This is a genomic window from Methylococcus capsulatus, assembly GCF_036864975.1.
Classification (GTDB): domain Bacteria; phylum Pseudomonadota; class Gammaproteobacteria; order Methylococcales; family Methylococcaceae; genus Methylococcus.
This window is the reverse complement of the sequence record NZ_CP104311.1, coordinates 336,563-353,258: the sequence shown is the minus strand read 5'-3', so window position 1 is coordinate 353,258 and position 16,696 is coordinate 336,563. Positions and strand designations below refer to the sequence as shown.

The 16,696-nt window shown below is 63.2% G+C and carries 18 protein-coding genes; 1 reads left to right on the top strand and 17 read right to left on the bottom strand.

Annotated features, from left to right (window positions below; genetic code table 11):
• Window positions 1-117 precede the first annotated feature (117 nt).
• The 14 genes from N4J17_RS01620 to N4J17_RS01555 form a co-directional block, all read right to left on the bottom strand.
• Window positions 118-609 carry an SRPBCC family protein gene (locus tag N4J17_RS01620; protein ID WP_198324198.1) on the bottom strand — a complete coding sequence of 164 codons (492 nt, stop codon included), beginning with the start codon at window positions 607-609 and terminating at the stop codon, window positions 118-120.
• 6 nt (window positions 610-615) lie between these two features.
• Complete coding sequence (locus N4J17_RS01615; RefSeq protein WP_198324197.1) at window positions 616-1,518, bottom strand: TIGR01777 family oxidoreductase; 903 nt, start codon at window positions 1,516-1,518, stop codon at window positions 616-618.
• A gap of 54 nt (window positions 1,519-1,572) precedes the next feature.
• Window positions 1,573-1,917, bottom strand: a complete 345-nt coding sequence (locus N4J17_RS01610) for a 4a-hydroxytetrahydrobiopterin dehydratase (RefSeq protein ID WP_198324196.1) — start codon at window positions 1,915-1,917, stop codon at window positions 1,573-1,575.
• Window positions 1,918-2,018: 101 nt separating this feature from the next.
• On the bottom strand, window positions 2,019-2,699 hold the full coding sequence (locus N4J17_RS01605) for an NnrU family protein (protein ID WP_198324195.1): 681 nt from the start codon (window positions 2,697-2,699) through the stop codon (window positions 2,019-2,021).
• Between the two features lie 118 nt (window positions 2,700-2,817).
• On the bottom strand, window positions 2,818-3,333 hold the full coding sequence (locus N4J17_RS01600) for an FGGY-family carbohydrate kinase (protein WP_338457624.1): 516 nt from the start codon (window positions 3,331-3,333) through the stop codon (window positions 2,818-2,820).
• 188 nt (window positions 3,334-3,521) lie between these two features.
• Window positions 3,522-4,016 (bottom strand): FGGY family carbohydrate kinase, encoded by a 495-nt coding sequence (locus tag N4J17_RS01595; protein ID WP_232470742.1) that lies wholly within the window; start codon window positions 4,014-4,016, stop codon window positions 3,522-3,524.
• A 230-nt stretch (window positions 4,017-4,246) separates the two neighbouring features.
• The gene (locus tag N4J17_RS01590) at window positions 4,247-4,891 is read right to left on the bottom strand and encodes a LysE family translocator (RefSeq protein WP_198324194.1); all 645 of its coding nucleotides are present in this window, start codon (window positions 4,889-4,891) and stop codon (window positions 4,247-4,249) included.
• 93 nt (window positions 4,892-4,984) lie between these two features.
• The gene (locus tag N4J17_RS01585; RefSeq protein WP_198324193.1) at window positions 4,985-5,461 is read right to left on the bottom strand and encodes a GNAT family N-acetyltransferase; all 477 of its coding nucleotides are present in this window, start codon (window positions 5,459-5,461) and stop codon (window positions 4,985-4,987) included.
• A 104-nt stretch (window positions 5,462-5,565) separates the two neighbouring features.
• Window positions 5,566-6,489 (bottom strand): alpha/beta fold hydrolase, encoded by a 924-nt coding sequence (locus N4J17_RS01580; protein ID WP_232470741.1) that lies wholly within the window; start codon window positions 6,487-6,489, stop codon window positions 5,566-5,568.
• A gap of 81 nt (window positions 6,490-6,570) precedes the next feature.
• On the bottom strand, window positions 6,571-6,981 hold the full coding sequence (locus N4J17_RS01575) for a GFA family protein (protein WP_198324191.1): 411 nt from the start codon (window positions 6,979-6,981) through the stop codon (window positions 6,571-6,573).
• 194 nt (window positions 6,982-7,175) lie between these two features.
• Window positions 7,176-8,450: a beta-ketoacyl-ACP synthase II gene (gene fabF, locus N4J17_RS01570; protein WP_232470740.1), complete on the bottom strand. Its 1,275-nt coding sequence runs from the start codon at window positions 8,448-8,450 to the stop codon at window positions 7,176-7,178.
• Entirely contained in the window at window positions 8,447-8,980 is a 534-nt protein-coding gene (locus tag N4J17_RS01565) for a winged helix-turn-helix transcriptional regulator (RefSeq protein WP_198324190.1), read from the bottom strand. The genes fabF and N4J17_RS01565 overlap by 4 nt, the downstream gene beginning before the upstream one ends.
• A 157-nt stretch (window positions 8,981-9,137) precedes the next feature.
• Window positions 9,138-9,296, bottom strand: coding sequence for a hypothetical protein (locus N4J17_RS01560; protein WP_198324189.1), 159 nt, complete (start codon window positions 9,294-9,296; stop codon window positions 9,138-9,140).
• A gap of 24 nt (window positions 9,297-9,320) precedes the next feature.
• The gene (locus N4J17_RS01555) at window positions 9,321-9,677 is read right to left on the bottom strand and encodes a hypothetical protein (protein ID WP_198324188.1); all 357 of its coding nucleotides are present in this window, start codon (window positions 9,675-9,677) and stop codon (window positions 9,321-9,323) included.
• A 141-nt stretch (window positions 9,678-9,818) separates the two neighbouring features.
• Here N4J17_RS01555 and N4J17_RS01550 point away from each other — a divergent pair, with 141 nt between their 5' ends.
• Window positions 9,819-11,270 carry a GGDEF domain-containing protein gene (locus N4J17_RS01550; protein WP_232470739.1) on the top strand — a complete coding sequence of 484 codons (1,452 nt, stop codon included), beginning with the start codon at window positions 9,819-9,821 and terminating at the stop codon, window positions 11,268-11,270.
• A 195-nt stretch (window positions 11,271-11,465) separates the two neighbouring features.
• Here N4J17_RS01550 and N4J17_RS01545 read toward each other — a convergent pair whose 3' ends face one another.
• Genes N4J17_RS01545 through N4J17_RS01535 form a run of 3 tightly spaced genes read right to left on the bottom strand, consistent with a single transcriptional unit; the run spans window position 11,466 to window position 16,685 of the window.
• The gene (locus tag N4J17_RS01545) at window positions 11,466-12,644 is read right to left on the bottom strand and encodes a DUF3322 domain-containing protein (RefSeq protein WP_277458548.1); all 1,179 of its coding nucleotides are present in this window, start codon (window positions 12,642-12,644) and stop codon (window positions 11,466-11,468) included.
• Complete coding sequence (locus N4J17_RS01540; RefSeq protein WP_198324187.1) at window positions 12,641-16,015, bottom strand: ATP-binding protein; 3,375 nt, start codon at window positions 16,013-16,015, stop codon at window positions 12,641-12,643. Before N4J17_RS01540 ends, N4J17_RS01545 begins: the two co-directional genes overlap by 4 nt.
• Window positions 16,008-16,685, bottom strand: coding sequence for a DUF4194 domain-containing protein (locus N4J17_RS01535; RefSeq protein ID WP_277458546.1), 678 nt, complete (start codon window positions 16,683-16,685; stop codon window positions 16,008-16,010). The genes N4J17_RS01540 and N4J17_RS01535 overlap by 8 nt, the downstream gene beginning before the upstream one ends.
• Between the last annotated feature and the right edge of the window lie 11 nt (window positions 16,686-16,696).

Sequence of the window (16,696 nt, the reverse complement as noted above, 5' to 3'; positions counted from 1 at the left end):
GGCAGGCGACAGGGGAGGAAGCCGAGGTTGGTTCTCGCGCGCATGCGTCTGCGTCGAAACGCTACCTGTGCCGTCCCAAAGACGACGTTCGGGCGGGCAAGCGCGGGCCTGGCTGAATCAGGAAAGCTCAAGGCAGCGGTTCGCGCCGTCACGGGCGAGCCGTTCGGCCAGGCTCGTTTCGCCCTGCCGCATCACCATCCGGTGATTCCAGAGAAAAACGGGGCGGGCGAGGGGGGCTAGCCGTTTCATCCAGGATCGGCAGAGCCTCACATTCCATTCATACTGGACGACGGTGCGATGCTCCTGCCGGTAAATCCGGCAAAGTCCACGTCCGGCAACATCTCCCCTCACATCCGCTTCCAGCAGTACAGGCGCCGCGATACGGGTCATGCGGAATTCCAGCCGGAGCCTGTAAGGCAGCATCGTTTTCCAGGTATAGGCCCAGAGCGAGTTTTCTCCGTTCGTTCCGCCAGGATCGATCTTTTCGACCGCTTCCACGCAGGGCCACCACTGGGGCCATCGCTCTGCATCCGACAGGACCTGCCAGACTTCTTCCGCCGGCGCATCCAGGCGCCACCGAGTCACCAGGTCGAAGTGGTCTGCCGGCATGGGGGCCTAACGCCCGAGGGCGTCGCGCAGCGCATCTTCGAGGTGCTCGTAGCGGAAGCGGAACGGCTCCTGCTGCAGGCGCTTCGGAATCACCCGCTGGCCGCCGAGCAGCAGCTCCGCCATTTCGCCCAAGGCCAGCCGCAGCGGGAACGCCGGCACCGGCAACGGCGCCGGCCGGTTGAGGAGGCGCGCCAGACATTCGGTGAACTCGCGATTGGTGACCGGATTGGGTGCGGTCGCATTGAACGCACCCTCCAGGTGTGCATTTCCGATCAGGTATTCGGTGACGGCGACGTGATCGTCGATGTGGATCCAGCTCATCCACTGGCGGCCGTCTCCGATGCGGCCGCCGAGCCCCCGCCTGAACAAGGGCAGCATCCGCTGGAGAAAGCCGCCATTCCGGCCGACGACCAGCCCGGTCCGCAGTACGCAAACCCGCACACCATGTCCGGCCGCCTGGGATGCCGCCTCCTCCCAGGCCGCACACAGGCGGTGGCTGAAGTCGTCACCGCCTGCGGATTCCTCATCGAGCAGGGTATCGCCCCGGTTGCCGTAATAACCGACCGCCGAACCGCTGACCAGGACCTGGGGCTTGGTCTCGGCCCGCGCGATGTAATCGACCAGTTTCGAGGTCAGCCCGATCCGGCTTTCCCACAACAGGCGTTTGCGCGCTTCGGTCCAGCGCCTGTCGGCGATGGGTTCGCCGGCCAGGTTGACTATGGCGTCGAAGCCGGCCCGCGGGGAAAGCGAGTCGATGCTAGCGACCGGCGTCACCGCCTCGCCGCACAAGCGCCGCACCGTGTCGGGCGCCTGCCGGCTGAGAACGGCCAATCGGTGGCCGCGTTCCAACAGATGACGGCACAAGCTTTTGCCGATGAAGCCCGTTCCTCCGGTGATGAGGATATGCATGGCGGACCTCCCATGATTTCGGGTGAATCGGGGCCGGCTGCGGAGCAGGACCCTCTAGGTTTCTGCCGCCAGCTCGTCGACCTTGGCGGCCATGATGAAGTCGTTCTCGTGGAGCCCGTTGATCTTGTGGGTCTGGAACTCCACCCTGCAGTAGCCCCACCCGATCCCGATGTCCGGGTGATGGCCCTCCGCCTCGCATAATTCGCCGACCTTCCGGGCGAAGTCCAGCGCTTCCATGAAGTTCTTGAACCGGAACGTCCTTTTCAGCTTGGTCGCGGCGTCCTTGAGCTCCCACTGGGGGACATGGACGAGGAGTTTTTCGGCTTCCTCCGCGGTCAAGGGGGGAATGCCGCCCTGGCAGGGGGTGCATTGTTTCGCTGTAAGAGAGCAGGTATCCATGATGACACCTCGTGCTGTGATATGGGTTAGAGCGGACCGGCGGGTACCCCGGCTTGGCAAGATTACGTGGCTCTTCCCCCACCGGCAAGGGCCGGGCCGGCTCAGAACAGGGGCGAGACGCCGAAAATCTTCGCGTGGAAGTGGAGCATGGCGAGATACAAGGCTACCGCGATGCCCAGCCGCTGCCACCCGATCTCGCCGAGCTCGAGCCGATTGCGGCCTTCCTTGATGGCCATGAAAGGGATGTTGGACGTAGCGGCGGCAAAGCGTTCCCAGCGGTCGCCGTAAGCCCGCCGGCGTTTGGTATCGATCGATCGCGTGCCGAACAGGCACAGCACCAGCAGCGAACCAAACAGCAACAGGGCGGCCACGTCGCCATTGGCGATCACATGGACCAGCGCCCAGAGGGAGAGTCCCCACAGGAACGGGTGCCGGGTGATCCGGAGAATGCCCTTGGCGGCATCGGCATCGTTCAGTGCGTTTTCGCCGGACACCGCCGTGGGATTGGCGGTTGTGAGCCCGGCGACCACGAAGATGAAGGACACCAGCATCAGGATCGCGGCGATCGGCTTGAATCCGGCAAGCTGGCCCCAGGTTTCGACATAGGGTGCCTGACGGTACGCGAACACGACCCACGTGAGCGCAAGCAACGACAGCGTCGAAAATGCAACGCGGAAGGCTTTTTCCCCCCGGTAGGCGACGAGCCGGTCGCGCAGGCCGGTGCCGGAAATGACGAAGTGGATGCCGACGAAGAACAGCATGGCCAGGGCAAGGTTCAACATGGGATTCTCCTGGAAAGGGGTTCAGTTCCAGCGTTCAAACACGCAAGCGGATACCCGGGCAAGTTTAGTCCTTCACAGTGTCCGGTTCCCGCGCTTGTCTCGTCGCACCCCGGACCCTCTATTGTTGGAATGGCGGTTCGTCGACCCAATTCAAGGCCCTCTGTACCGCCTTCTTCCACCCCTTGTAAAGTGCTTGGCGTCCGACAAGATCCATCTGGGGCCGAAAAATGGTTTCATCCTGGCGCAGCGATCGCAGATCGTCGCAGTCTTTCCAGAACCCCACGGTCAGCCCTGCCGCGAAGGCTATGCCGAGGGCGGTGACCTCCTGATGGCCCTGCCGCGGCCGCAGGACGGGAATGCCGAGGATGTCGGCCTGGAACTGCATCAGGGTTTCATTAACGGCCATGCCGCCGTCGACCTTGAGGCCCGCGAACCTGATGCCCGCATCGGCAGCCATGGCTTCCAGCACGTCGCGGGTCTGATAGGCCGTCGCCTCCAGGGCCGCTCGCGCGAAATGGGCCTTCCCCGTGTAGGCGGTCAAACCGACGATGGCGCCGCGGGCGTCGGCCCGCCAGTACGGCGCAAACAGCCCCGAGAAGGCCGGCACGATGTAAATGCCGCCGTGGTCCTCCACTTGGCGGGCGAGGGTTTCGACCTCTTCGGCTCGACCGATCAGGCCAAGCTTGTCGCGCAGCTACTGGACGAGCGCTCCGGCGACCGCTACGGATCCGTCCAGCGCATACACCGGTGCCGCTTCCCCGAGCCGCCAGGCGACCGTGGTGAGCAGCCCATGCTGCGACGGCATGTGCTTTGGGCCGGTGTTCAGTAGCAGGAAGCACCCGTTCCGTAGGTATTCTTCGCTTCTCCCGGTTCGAAACAAGCATGACCGAACAATGCCGCCTGCTGATCTCCGAGGTCCCCCGCCACCGGCAGGCCGGTACGGCCGCGGAATCGATCGATCCCGCCGTCCCGCGCCAACTCGCGGCAGATGCCATCGGTGCGGGTATCCTGCCAAACGATCGCCGGGGCGATCGGGCGGCCTGTATTGCGGTCCCATAGCACGACCGTTTCGCGCTGATTGGCGATCCCGAACGCCGCGACCTCGTCGACCGTTGCGCCCGCATCGGCGAGCGCCCCGGCCAGGACCGCCTGCGCGTTGCGCCAGATTTCCGCGGCATCGTGCTCGACCCAGCCAGGTTGCGGATAGAACTGTCGGTGCTCCATCTCGGCCCGGCCGCAGATGCGTGCCCAACGGTCGAAGAGGATGCAACGTGTGCTGGTCGTGCCTTGATCCAGCGCGGCGACGAAGCGAGTCATGAGGTGTGCGTGCTGCGATTGACGGACCGCCGACATCAATAGCCCGGAAACGCCGGGAAGCTCGCCTTCCCGCATCCGCGGAGGAATCGCTGACTCCAGGACGTTTAGGTCGCCCCCTTTTTTCCGCTGAACGTTCGCTCCTCGGGCACTGGGGGGTTAATGATCGGATTCAGATGCCGCGGAGACGCGCAGCGCGCTGGTCCCCAGGCATGCCGGCGGGGGGGCCCAGTCTATCGGGTTCCGCGATCCCCGGAGATCACCGTAAAAATTCCGAGGCTGACGAACAGGCCGCCACCGATACGTAGGCCCGCGCGACGAGCAGTGTTGCCGCGTAGTGCAGGCGCGGCCATCCCCGCGGCCAACGCATAGGCGCTGTCCGTAACCGCGGCCATTGCGACGAAGAGGGCACCCAGCACCATACTCTGAAGCATGGCCGGCGCACTTGGGTCCAGAAACTGTGGCAGAAAGGCCGCGAAGAATACCGTGGTCTTGGGATTGAGCAGCGCAACGACGAAACCTTCCCGGAAGACGCAACCCAGCGGCGCAACTTCAGGCTTCGAAGCGGGGCTTTCTACCGAAGAGGAACGGAACATCCGGATGCCGAGGTAGATGAGGTAGATCGCGCCCGCCGACTTGACCACCGAGAAGGCGAAGGAAGACACCGCGAACAGGGCGGCAAGGCCGATGGAAGCGGCGAGTGCATTGCCGAGGTTCCCGAACGCGACGCTGGCAACCGAAACCAGCCCACAGCCGCGCCCTTGGACCAGGCTGCGAGTCACGACGTAGAGCACTCCGGGTCCGGGAGTCACCGCGAGCGCCAGGCTTGCCAACAGGAAAGCGGAAAACAGAGGCCAGGGCGGAAGCAGGTCAGTCATCACAGCAACCTCAGGTTACGCCTAATTATCGAAGTCATCGGCCGGCGCGGACTTTCCGTCCAGACCCGTTGGAGTGTCGGTCTGTGTTGCAGCTCACAGGGTCACCTTAAGCTTGCGGCCGCCGGTGACGGTAAAACCTTCACGCTCATAAAACGCCAAGGTTCTGTCGAACTGCGGGAGCGGCGGAGTCGTAACCTCCAATCGCGTCCAGCCCCGTGACATGCCGAACGACTTCGCTTCGGAAACGAGACGACGCCCCAACCCGCTGGCGCGATACGCCGGGCGAACATAGAGTTCGGGAAGCGAACCAAAGGCGCCTTCGGCATAAAGGGCATAGCTTTCATAAAGCGCGACAAACCCCGCCGGTTTCCCCTCGCTGCGGGCGACGAAGACGAAATATTTCTCTCGGCCGAGGAGGTCATCGAGTCTGGTTTTTGTTTGATCCAGGTCGAAATTAAACACCTGCACGCCGATGGCATCCATGATTTCCTCCAGCAATTCGCCCACCATGACGGCGATTTCTTGCGTATCTTCGGCCGTCGCTCTGTGAATTGAGATATCTGTGTTCATGATTTGCGACTTGGGCGTTCGAGGTGGCTGATCTCATGTATCCTCATGTGCGCACGTGCAGTTGGGTGGTGGCTGCACGTGGTCTGCTGACATCGCTGGGCTGGTCATCGGCGAAGAAACTTGTCCAACGTGTCGATGAAAAAGTCCGTATTTTCCTCCGGCACGAAATGCCCGCTTTGTTCGGCGATCATACCGGTAATGTCATTGGCTTGCGGACGCAAAGCCTGAAAGAGTTTGTCGGACACGCCATAACGACCGCCAATCGTCAGTACCGGCATCGACAATTTTCTATCAGCCAGGGAGGCTGCGAATTTGGCATCCTCACGCAATGCCCGGTAATAATTGAAGCCCGCCGTCATACCGCCGGGCGCAGCATAATGGCTGGCGTATTCGTCGATTGTCTCCTCAGGGATCGCATCTTTGCGATGCAGCCATTGACTCATTTGGGCGGCGATGTATTCGCGCTCCCTTCCCTGAGTCAGAAACTCAGGAAAATTCGGTGCCATATGAAAGCCATAGTGCCACATGCCGCCTTTGGAAGGGTCCATATTTTCCGTTCCGGGCAGCATGCAATCGACGAGTACCAGCTTCGACACGGATTTCGGGTGCAATAACCCTAAAATGTAGGCGACCTTGCCTCCCATATCGTGCCCCACGACAACGGCGGATTTCGCTCCTATCTGCTTGATCAGGGCGTCGATATCCTCAGCAACAGTACGCTTGTCGTAGCCGTCCTGCGTTTTTTCTGAAAGCCCCAGCCCTCGTAAGTCTGGCGCCACAACAGTATGGGTTTGCGCCAGCCTGGGCATGACACCTGCCCACTCATACCAGGTTTCAGGCCAGCCGTGGAGTAAAACGACAAGAGGCCCTGATCCCATTGTTACGTAATGCATTCGAATGCCGTTCACCTGGGCAAATCGGCTTTCCGCGCCTTCGGGTATATCTGCGGCGTGAATCGAGAGAGGAAGGCATGATAGAACCAATGAAATTGATAATATTAGTTGTTTCATCTGAGATGCCTGGATCATGCGGATTTTTCTGACAGTGTGTCACCTCTTGTCGCTGAAGTGTCCATTGCGACTCGTCGCACCAATACCCCGAAAATTCAATTAGTCCGGATATTCAGCATAACGCGGTAACGTATCCCCGTCGCAAGACCATTCGGCTCGTGAGTCCCAGAAAATCCGCGCCTGCGGTTTGATCGGGATTTCGTCGTCCAGTGAGCCGGCTGGGATTACAACGCCATCAATTTCCGGAACGAATCGGGCGACCTGACTTCCGCAGTGACTACAAAACTGCCGGGTGAACCGCTTGGCTTCGGGAACTTTAAATTGCTTCAGCAAGGATTTGCCGTCCGTAAACACCAAATCCGCATTCGCTACGAATAGATTGGTCGCATGCCCGGTTCCTGAAGACTTTCGGCATCGGGAACAATGGCAATGATAGAAGCGTTGAGGATCACCGCTGACTTCATATTTCACCGCGCCGCAAAGGCAGCTACCTTTAAGTATGACCGACATACAACCTCCTGTAACGATAAGAATTGGGACCGCTGAAGTGACGAAAGGGTGTGCTGAGCAAAAGGAAATCATTCGAGGCCGACATATGGTCGCGGCCAATCGATCCTTGGAGCCTCCTGGTTCGATCCGTCTGGCAGTATGCCAACGTCTGCGTTAACTCCGTCACCGGCTCTTGTTGCCAGCGACCGGATACGTCACACCTGCCAGCGCCGCAGAACGATGCTGGCGTTCACGCCGCCGAAACCGAAGCCGTTGGACATCGCATGGTCGAGGGCCATGGGCCTGGCCGCACCGCTCACGATGTCCACGCCTTCGCCGGCAGGGTCGGGATGTTCCAGGTTGAGCGTCGCCGGCACGATTTGGTCGCGCAGCGCCAGGACGGTGAAGATGGCCTCGACGCCCCCCGCGGCTCCCAGTAGATGGCCGGTCGCCGATTTGGTCGAACTGACCGCGACACTTGGGTTCCGGCCGAACAGCGATTTGATGGCTTCCAGCTCGCAGCGGTCCCCCACGGGGGTGGAGGTGGCATGGGCGTTCAGGTGCTGAATGTCTGCCGGTGTGAGGCCGCCCTGCCGCAAGGCGGCCTGCATGGCCCGTCGGGCGCCGGTGCCATCCTCCGGGCCGGAGGTGAGGTGATAGGCGTCCGCGCTGGTGCCGTATCCGACCAATTCGGCGAGGGGTTGGGCACCCCGTGCCTGAGCGTGCTCCAGCGTTTCGATGACCAGCAACCCCGCGCCCTCTCCCATCACGAAGCCGTCGCGTGCTCTATCGAAAGGACGGGAGGCGCGTTCCGGTTCGTCATTGAAGCGCGACGACAAGGCCCGCGCGGCGGCAAACCCGCCCAGGCTCACCCGGTCGATGCAGGCCTCCGTACCGCCGCAGACGGCCACATCGGCTTCGCCTTCGCGGATCAGCCGGGCGGCGTCGCCGATGGCCTGGACACCCGCCGCGCAGGCCGTCACCGGAGCGCCGATGGGGCCTTGATAGCCGTAGCGGATGGAAACATGCCCGGCCGCCATGTTGACGAGAAAGGATGGGATGGTGAATGGGGACAGGCGCTGCGCGCCGCGGCGGTCCGTGGTGCGTGCGGCCTGCGTGATCGCCGGAAAGCCGCCGATACCGGAGGCGATGACCGTGGCGGTGCGTTCGTGCGATCTCGCATCCGTCGGCGTCCAGCCCGACTGGGCAATCGCTTCCTCGGCTGCGGCCAGCGCGAACAGGATGAACCGGTCCATCTTGCGCTGGTCCTTGGGAGAGGCCACCTGGTCGGCATCGAAGCCGGCTGCCGGGTGTTCCACCCGGGTAGGTACGAGCCCGCCCACCTTTGCCGGAATATCGGCCACCAGGTCTTCGGGCAGCGCGCGTAGTCCGGAATGGCCGGCAATCAGGCGTGACCACACCTGGTCGACGCCACAGCCCAAGGGGGAGACGATCCCCATGCCCGTGACGACGATGCGGCGCATGCTCATGCCGGTTTTTCCGTGTTCTGGTCCGGCGGAGCGGTGTTTGCCGACCGGGCCCGCGACAAGCGGGCGCGCAGGCGGACCTGTGGACTCGCCGCGGGTCCTGGCTGCAGCATCACATTCTCCGGGGTGATCGGCGCCAGGGTGTGGCCATCCACCAAAACCGGTTCGACGCGTTCGCCGGAACGGCGGTCCGCCAGTTGGACCGATATCCCTTCGGGTGTCAGGTGCTTATTGCCCCAGGCCAACATCGCCGCCAGTACCGGGAAGAAATCACGGCCTTTGGCCGTCAGAAGGTATTCGTATCGGGGTGGACGTGGGTTGTACATGCGGCGCTCCAATAAACCATTCATGGTCAGATGTTTCAGCCGTCGGGTCAGGATATTGGGCGCGATCCCGAGGCTGGCCTGGAATTCGTCGAATCGGGTAAGCCCCTGGAACGCATCGCGCAGGATCAGCATGCTCCACCATTCGCCGACACATTCCAGGGCGCGGGCCGCCGGGCATTCCATGTTCTTGAAACTTGTTCGTTGCATGATGAAAGCGACTATAGTCATGCAGCTAGCAACATGCAAGTGACTTGGCGCGCAAAGTTGGCGGTGAAGGTGAAGACTGTCACCGAGCATGAAGTCCAGCCGGATCGGCGGGGAGAACGCTTGACCGAATCCGGCCTCACGGTCGGCCGGTCGGCTCTCACGATCCGATCGCGAGCAGGAACAATACGATCACCGCCACTGCGATGGCGATGGGCAGCGGGTTGTTCAGGAGAGCGATGAGGTCCTTGCGGTAGATGTCGACCGTTTCTTTGAAAACCTTCTTCGTGTGCTCCTGCAGGTTCGGTTCGTTCGGCATGGAAACCTCCTCAAAGTCCGCCCCTCACTCCGGCTCATCGAGAGCCCATCGTTGCAGTTTATGATCGACGAAGACCAGTTCGTAAGCCTTGGTGTCCGGTACGAGCCACCAGGTGACGGTGAAGGTCGGAAGACCGAGCAGCAGGTTCCAGACGGCCGTGTTTCTGCCGTACAGATCATATAACCGGACCACGGTGTTCCTGCCTTCCGCTGTTTCTCCTTCATGCAGCGTGACGTAATGGGAATCGAGCACCTGGTCGACCTGTTGTTCCGTCATGCCGGTTTGGAGCTTATCGAGATCGCTGGAATTGTGCTTGGCCGGTAGCACGACCCCGCAGCCGGAAAGCATCAAAGCTGTGTAAACCGCGATCAGGGCTTTCATGAGCTCTCCATGGGCCGTAGATGAGGACATGCCGAAACCGGGCTCAAGGACCGGCCGGGAACGTGGTCCATCCTACACCGAATACTCCTCAGGGGCGCGGCATGATCGCCCGGCAGCTTCGAACCGGCTACACTTAGGTCGATGCGTCGGCTGTCTCCCGGCGCCGAAAACGGTGTTGCTTCGCCGTGTGTCATCGAGCCTTCCGGCAACAACCTTTCCGCCAATGCTCTCTATCTTGCCCATCGTGTCGGCACCTGCTTCAAACTTCGGAAATCCGAACAGGCCCTCTGTGAGGCGGCCTTTTTCGGCCGGCAAGGCTTCCAGGAAAGCGGTGAGCCGGTTTCCGCGCATTTCGCCGCGGTCGAATTTGTGGCCTGCCGGAGGCGCGAGGCTGACGGGGCGTTTCCTCTGCAAGCGCTCCTTATCCGGGCTGATATGGATCCCTACACCCTCTACACCCTTCTGACGCTGGCGTCGGTAGGCAAGGCCGGCGTGATTCTGCTGGTCGCTCCGCAATATCCCGCCCGGATCACCCGAGCCATGCATTCGTGGGCGCTGGGCGGGTTGATGACGGGGATGAATTTCGCACTTTTCATCCTGGCCGGGCGAGCGCTGGTACCGGAGCCGGTCGCGTTGGGTGGGGCGGTCACGCTAGCGATCGGCGGAACTCTCCTGGTTTTCGTCGCGGTGCAAGAACTCCGGGAGCGTGCCTACAGCAAGTTCGCACTGCTTGGCGTTTTCGTCTTGACCGCAGTCAGTAACGTCTACACCCTCTACGCAGGTTACGACAAACTCCGCATCAGCACCAACAGCGCATGGGCCGCTGCAGTGTTCTTCATGATCGCATCCGCTCTGCTCCGTCCGGCTCCCCCTTCTGGCCGGTCGATCTACCGGGTCACCGGTGTCCTGGCGCTCGCAATCAGCGTGGTTTTGGCGATACGTGCGGTAAATCCTCTCATCCTGGGCGCACCGATAGTCCATCCCATGGACGAAAACTGGGTGCAGCAATTGACGTATTCCGCCATGCTGGTCGGGAACGTCTTGGGTTCTCTCTGTTTCGGACTGATCGTCGCCGAGGAGCTCAACGCCGAACTGCATCAATTGGCCTCGTTCGATTCGCTCACGCGGATCTATAACCGGCGAGTGTTCGAAAACCTCGCCACCGATGAACTGCTTCGGGCGCGCAGCAAGCGGGAGCCGGTCTCGTTGCTCATGATCGACATCGATCATTTCAAGCAGGTCAATGATCGGCACGGTCATGCCGCCGGCGATGCCGCCCTTGTCCGGGTTGCGGAGACCATGGAAGAAAGCCTGCGGCACCGCGATCTGTTCTGCCGCTACGGCGGCGAGGAATTCGGTGTTCTGTTGCCGGCGACCACGCAGGAACAGGCACAGCGCATCGCCGACCGCCTGCGCCTCGCGACGATGCACGCCGGCTTCCGCTACGGCGAAGAAGCCATATCACTCACCGTGAGCATCGGCGTCACCTGTATCGACCGGCCACCCTACGATTTGTCCCTGCTCAAGCACAGTGCCGATCGCGCGCTCTACCACGCCAAGCAGAACGGGCGCAATCGCGTCGCGGTCGTCTGACGAGGGCTGCAATGCCCCGTGTCATCGCTGCCCACCGAATCCGCAATGGCGGGTTTTCCGGGGGCAGAGAACAATCCCACGTGCGGTCTCGTTTCATCCGGCCCCGGGAGCCGCGGCCAGCACCTCGTACCTGCGGCCGGCCATCACGTGGCCGCCGCTTCGTCCCATAGACCTGCGACCACTCACCGGCGGACTTCACCGTAACTTCCGGAGCCGTTCGTTCAACCAGCCGAATCCCACACGCTCTTGCTCCAGCCTTAGCCTGGGTCGTATGCGGTCCCATCGAAGATCGTCGTAGATTTTTGCCTCCGCCTGAGTAAGACGAAACAAATCGTGGTGGACCGGGTCGGGTTCCTCCCCCCAGTGCGCACGATGTGCCAGTAAGGTTTGCGCATCCATCAGGACAGACTCTGTCTGCGGGAAGTGCTCCCGCAACTGATCCAGGATGGCAAAGCCATGGGTGTCGATGTCGCCCCAGTAGTGCAGCCGGCAGCGGTGTAACCAGGATGCCTCTGCCAACGACGCCCAGCCGTAGCCGGCGCCAAAGATGACGATGGCTCGCGCCGCCGCCGGGAAGGCGAGGAAGTTGGTCTCGTTCTCAGTGATGAAAACTTGCTCGATAGGCAGCGCCAGTGACGCGAAGCTGGCGGCATCCAGAGTGATGTCGGGCAAGCCGGCGCACCCCGGCAGAGAGGGCACTGTGGCATCGAGCGAGCGGAAACGGATGCGCACCGGTTTGTCGAGGAAGCCGTAGCGCCGCGTGAACTGCACGACGCCGGTCGCGTCAAGATCGATGACTTCTGGTGGCAGCGCCAGGTCCAGCAGCTCGGCCAACACGCCTCGGTGGGCCTCGATGAACTTGCTGTCCACCCCAGGCACGTCGACCTGGCGCAGGTACATGGCCGGACGGGGATGGGCCTGCAGCCAGGCGACCACGGCCAGCAGACGCTCCCAGCGGTCGGCCTGGTCCAGCGCCCGGATCGGGCGCCGCGACAGCCACGCCAGCAAGGCCGGCTGCATAACCGCCGTCTGTCGCCACAAGGCCTCGAAGCGTTGCGCCTGTCTGCTCTTGCCGATGAAAGCCAAGGCGTCCTGCAGGGTATCGATCCAGACGGCCGCCGGAAGCCGTTGCTTGCCCTGGACGCGGTGATTCCACTCCCGCCATTCGATGCGAACCTGAGGGGTATTGGCGATGGCGTGCGCCCATTCGCGCACCGCCTCGAAACGGTCGGACAGGTCGGAAGCCAAGGGGGACTTCAGGTTCAGGCGCAGGGGCCAGGTGAGGGTGTCCGACACGGTGGCCTGCAGCAAGTCGCCGCGGTCCCACAGGCGCTGCACCTGCGCGCGCAGGTCGGCCGGCGTGGTCCAGCTCACCTGGCAGGCCCTCCCGCGGCCTTCTGTGTCCGGTATTCGTCGATCGTGAGGCAGCGCAGCCGTGAGTCGCGCCCGCCCTCGTTGTGCACGAAGCCCACACTGGCCACGAAGGGCTCGATGATGTGGATCTTCTGCAGCGGCGTGACGATCAACAGCTGCAGGTTGAGCTGCTGGAACAGGCGCAAACCGTACTGCGCCGACTCGTCCGACCCGCGCCCGAAAGCTTCGTCGATCACGACGAAGCGGAACGACCGCGAACGAACGGCGCCCCACTCCAGCCCGAATTGGTAGGCCAGGCTCGCGGCCAGCACGGTGTAGGCCAGCTTCTCCTTCTGACCGCCCGACTTCCCGCCTGAGTCCGAGTAGTGCTCGTGCTCGGCACCATCGGCGCGCCAGCGCTCGCTGGCCGAGAACAGGAACCAGTTGCGTACGTCGGTGACCTTGGCGGTCCAGCGCCGGTCGGCGTCCGACAGCCCTTCACGGCCACGGAAGCGGTCGATGATGGCCTTGACCTGCAGGAACTTGGCTTCCGAATACTGTTCGTCGGCCGAGCCCGTCATCGCGCCCTCGGTGCACGCCCGCAAATCCTGCTGGAAGTCGCGGATCTCCGCATCCGGGCTTGGCAGCGCCACCAGCTTGATGTACCGGCCGGGGTTGTAGTCGATGGCTTGGAGCGACTGGTTGATGAAGTCGACGCGCTCCTTGATCGTCTCGCGCTCGCGGGCGAGCTGGGCGTTGAAGTTGGCGATCTCGTTGATCGTGTTGACGTTGAGCAGCTCCTTGAAGCGCGCCTCGAATCGCGGTAGGTCGTCGCACTTCAATCCGGTGAGCATCCGCTCGTACTCCGGCAGCGCCGCCAGGCTCACGTCCATCTCGACGGTCTCGGCCTTGAACTCCTCCTTGAAGCCGCGCATGGCATTGACGATGCGCTCGGTCAGACGGGCCAGGCGCTTGTCCTCCGCGTCGATGCGCTCCTGCAGCCACTTGCGCACCTCCTGCTCGCGGTTGTCGCAGGACTCGACCGACAGTTGATGTTCGCCCAGCGCCTGCGAACGCCAGCCATCCAGATGCTCGATCTGCACTTCGGTCAGCGGCGCGCCCTCCCAGATGCGGACCGTGTGATTCCGCAGGTCTTGTGCCGTAGCTTGCTTGGTGGCCACCGCCGCTCGCTTGTCCCGGGCCTCGTCGCGCTTGCGTTCTGTCTCCGCAAGCCGATCTTGCGCGGCCTTGAGCTGGCGCCCCAACTCTTGCAGCGTATCGGATGCGGCTTCCAGCCGCGCGCGTTCCTCGGTGAGTACCGCAATCTGACGGGCCAGGCTCATCCAGTCGATGTCCGCAAAGTGCGTGAACTCTTCCAGCTTGCTAAGTGCATCGAGCCGGCCCCGCAGTTCGTTGCGCGCTTGGCTGATCTCGCTGATGCGCTGTGCGCGTTGGGCCAGCTCTGCCTCCAGACGCTCCCGCTGGTCGCGCAAGGCCCGCAGCTTGTCGGCGTTGCTCCAGCCGAGCACATAGCGGCTGCGGTCGTCGATCCGGCTGCGGTCGTCCTTCTCGTGGCGACCGCTCGGGTCCTTGATTTGCCCTGCGCGCGTAATGGCGCGCGCCTCGCGGCGGAACTGCTCCCCGCTGTCGCAGCAGGCCACGTCGAAGCGGTTTCGAAGCTCCTGCTCCAGCCACTCGTAGTGTGGTGAATCCGGCTTGATGACGAGCTTCTTCACCAGCGACTGCGGATGCAGAACGGTGCCCTGCGCGGCCTTGCGTGGACGCACATGAAAGTACACCAGCCGGGCGCCCAGATGCTGGCGGTCCACCCAGTCCGCCACCGCCTTGTAGTGGGCGTCCGGCACCAGCAGCGAGAGACCAAATCCGCGCAGCAACCGCTCGGCCGCCCCCTCCCAATCGCGCTCGTCGTCACGCACCTGGATGAGTTCGCCCGCGAAAGGCAGTTCGCCCTCACCGATCGCCAGCGCCGAACACAGCGCATCGCGGATGCGGATCTGGGCGGCGTCAATGTTGCTCTTGCGCCGCTGGAGGCTGTCGATCTCGTCGGACAAGGCGGCTTGCTCTTCACTGCCCTTGCGGAAAGTGAAATCCTCTTCGCGCTCGCGGTTGTCCAAGTCGGCAATGCGCTCACGCAAGTCTTCGGCACGCTGGGCGATGCTCTGCTGCTGGGCGAGGAAACCGGCTACATCGGCTGGCGCCGCCTCATCGATGCGGGCCAGCAAGTCCCGGTAGCGGTCGGCTTTGTGCTGACGTTGCACCTTCTCCTGATCCAGACGGCGGATCTCAGCCGCCAGCTCCTCCAGGCGGTCGCCGCCGTTGTCGCGCAAGGCCCGCTCGAGGCGGCCAATCTCAACGCGCCCGGTCTCACGCTGCGCGTCCAGGCGCTCGATCTGCGCATCGAGCCGGGCCGCATCGTCCGCCAGCAAGCCGAGTCGGCGGTCCAGCAGTTCGCCCTTGAGCCGGGCGAAATACGGTCGAAGCTGATCGCGCGCATCCCGCCAGCCCTGGATCTCGGCCGCGAGCAGCCGGTGGCGCGCGCCGTCCTCGACCAGGGGCGCGAGCAAGTCCACTTGCCGCTTGGCCTTGAGCACCGCCTGATGCGCCCGGTCCAGGTCATCAAAGTGGCGGATCAACGCTTCGATGCGGCTGCCCACATCGAAGGGTTCCAGCATGTGGCAGCGCACGAAGTCGGTGAGGTTGCCCACCGATTTCATCGATACGGTCTGATGGAAGAGCTCCAGGGCCTGCTCGTGCTCGATGCCGAAGCGCCGGCGGAACCATGCCCCGTAGGGCGGGAAGCTGTCGAACAGCTCGCAGCCCGCGCCCCGCAGCTTCTTGCGCAGGGCGGTGATGTCACTGCCAAAGCCGCTGAAGTCATCGGCGATGGTGAGAGCCCGCTCGGTAGTCACGAACAGGCGTGCAGGTGCGCCCTGCGGGTCCTTCAGCCAGAAGACCTGGGCCAGCGTCACCGCCTGGTCATAGCCCTCGTTGCGGAAGACGCCGAGGATGACCGAGTAGCTCGACGCATCGCGCAGCGCGACGGGCCTCGCGTTGCCCGTCACCTCGTTGCGCTCGCTCTTGTAGTAGCCTAATACATAGGAGCGCAAGGACCGCTCGCGGGCATCCGCGCCGGCGGCCTTGTTATAGGCCACCCGGTGCGCCGGCACCAGCAAGGTGGTGACGGCATCGACCAGTGTGGACTTGCCCGAACCGATGTCGCCGGTGAGCAAACCGTTGCGCCCGTCGAGTTCGTAGCGCCACACGCGCTTGTCGAAGGTGCCCCAGTTCAGCACTTCCAGCCGCTGCAGCCGAAATCCTACCCGGCTGTCGTCGGCCACGAAGTCCAGCCCGAGCGTCGCCGCTTCAAACATTGGCCTTCTCCCGGTCTGGGCCGCCCGACAGCGCCACGCGATAGACCTCCAGCCGCGCGTCGAAATCCGCCAGCCACTGCGCGTCGATGAAAGCCTTCAGGATGCGGCGCACCTCGTATTGGCCTCGGTCCTGCGCGCTGCCGGCGGCAGGCTTGAGCCGCCGCAGAAATCCCAGCTCGACCACCTTGGCGATGGTCGCGTCCACCTGGTCGATCAAGCGAGCCTCGTTTGTGCCCTCGGGCAGGAACACCCGTATGAGATCGGCGATGTCCTCGCGCGAGAGCACTTGCCGGGTATCGCCGCCGCCGGCGTCGAACTCGGCCAAGCGCTTCCTGAGCAGTGCCAGCATCAGGCTCACCGGGTAGGAAAGCGGCCGGCGTGCGACGAGCCGCGGCAAGCGCGGCGCCTCCTCCGATTCGTCCGGGTCCGGGCGGCTCTTCAAGAAGGCGTACCCTTCCGCCTCGTCCAGCACCAGATCGAGCAGCAGCACGGCGGCCTGCTCCCGCACCCGCGCCTGCAGGCGCAGCAGGCTCGCCCACAGCCGCTCGTCGTCGTCGCGGTAAAGCACGCCCTTGAGCAGGTGAATCATCAGCTGCGACAACTCGGGCGCCGGCGGTAGCGTGGTGGGCTGCGCATCAACAGAATCGTCCTCGTGCAGTGCGTCGTTCACGTTATTCTCTC

Coding starts and splice junctions, on each gene's coding strand:
- N4J17_RS01620 (WP_198324198.1), bottom strand. CDS start 609: ATGCCGGCAGACCACTTCGACCTGGTGACTCGGTGGCGCCTGGATGCG.
- N4J17_RS01615 (WP_198324197.1), bottom strand. CDS start 1,518: ATGCATATCCTCATCACCGGAGGAACGGGCTTCATCGGCAAAAGCTTG.
- N4J17_RS01610 (WP_198324196.1), bottom strand. CDS start 1,917: ATGGATACCTGCTCTCTTACAGCGAAACAATGCACCCCCTGCCAGGGC.
- N4J17_RS01605 (WP_198324195.1), bottom strand. CDS start 2,699: ATGTTGAACCTTGCCCTGGCCATGCTGTTCTTCGTCGGCATCCACTTC.
- N4J17_RS01595 (WP_232470742.1), bottom strand. CDS start 4,016: ATGACTCGCTTCGTCGCCGCGCTGGATCAAGGCACGACCAGCACACGT.
- N4J17_RS01590 (WP_198324194.1), bottom strand. CDS start 4,891: ATGACTGACCTGCTTCCGCCCTGGCCTCTGTTTTCCGCTTTCCTGTTG.
- N4J17_RS01585 (WP_198324193.1), bottom strand. CDS start 5,461: ATGAACACAGATATCTCAATTCACAGAGCGACGGCCGAAGATACGCAA.
- N4J17_RS01580 (WP_232470741.1), bottom strand. CDS start 6,489: ATGATCCAGGCATCTCAGATGAAACAACTAATATTATCAATTTCATTG.
- N4J17_RS01575 (WP_198324191.1), bottom strand. CDS start 6,981: ATGTCGGTCATACTTAAAGGTAGCTGCCTTTGCGGCGCGGTGAAATAT.
- fabF (WP_232470740.1), bottom strand. CDS start 8,450: ATGAGCATGCGCCGCATCGTCGTCACGGGCATGGGGATCGTCTCCCCC.
- N4J17_RS01565 (WP_198324190.1), bottom strand. CDS start 8,980: ATGCAACGAACAAGTTTCAAGAACATGGAATGCCCGGCGGCCCGCGCC.
- N4J17_RS01560 (WP_198324189.1), bottom strand. CDS start 9,296: ATGCCGAACGAACCGAACCTGCAGGAGCACACGAAGAAGGTTTTCAAA.
- N4J17_RS01555 (WP_198324188.1), bottom strand. CDS start 9,677: ATGAAAGCCCTGATCGCGGTTTACACAGCTTTGATGCTTTCCGGCTGC.
- N4J17_RS01550 (WP_232470739.1), top strand. CDS start 9,819: ATGCGTCGGCTGTCTCCCGGCGCCGAAAACGGTGTTGCTTCGCCGTGT.
- N4J17_RS01540 (WP_198324187.1), bottom strand. CDS start 16,015: ATGTTTGAAGCGGCGACGCTCGGGCTGGACTTCGTGGCCGACGACAGC.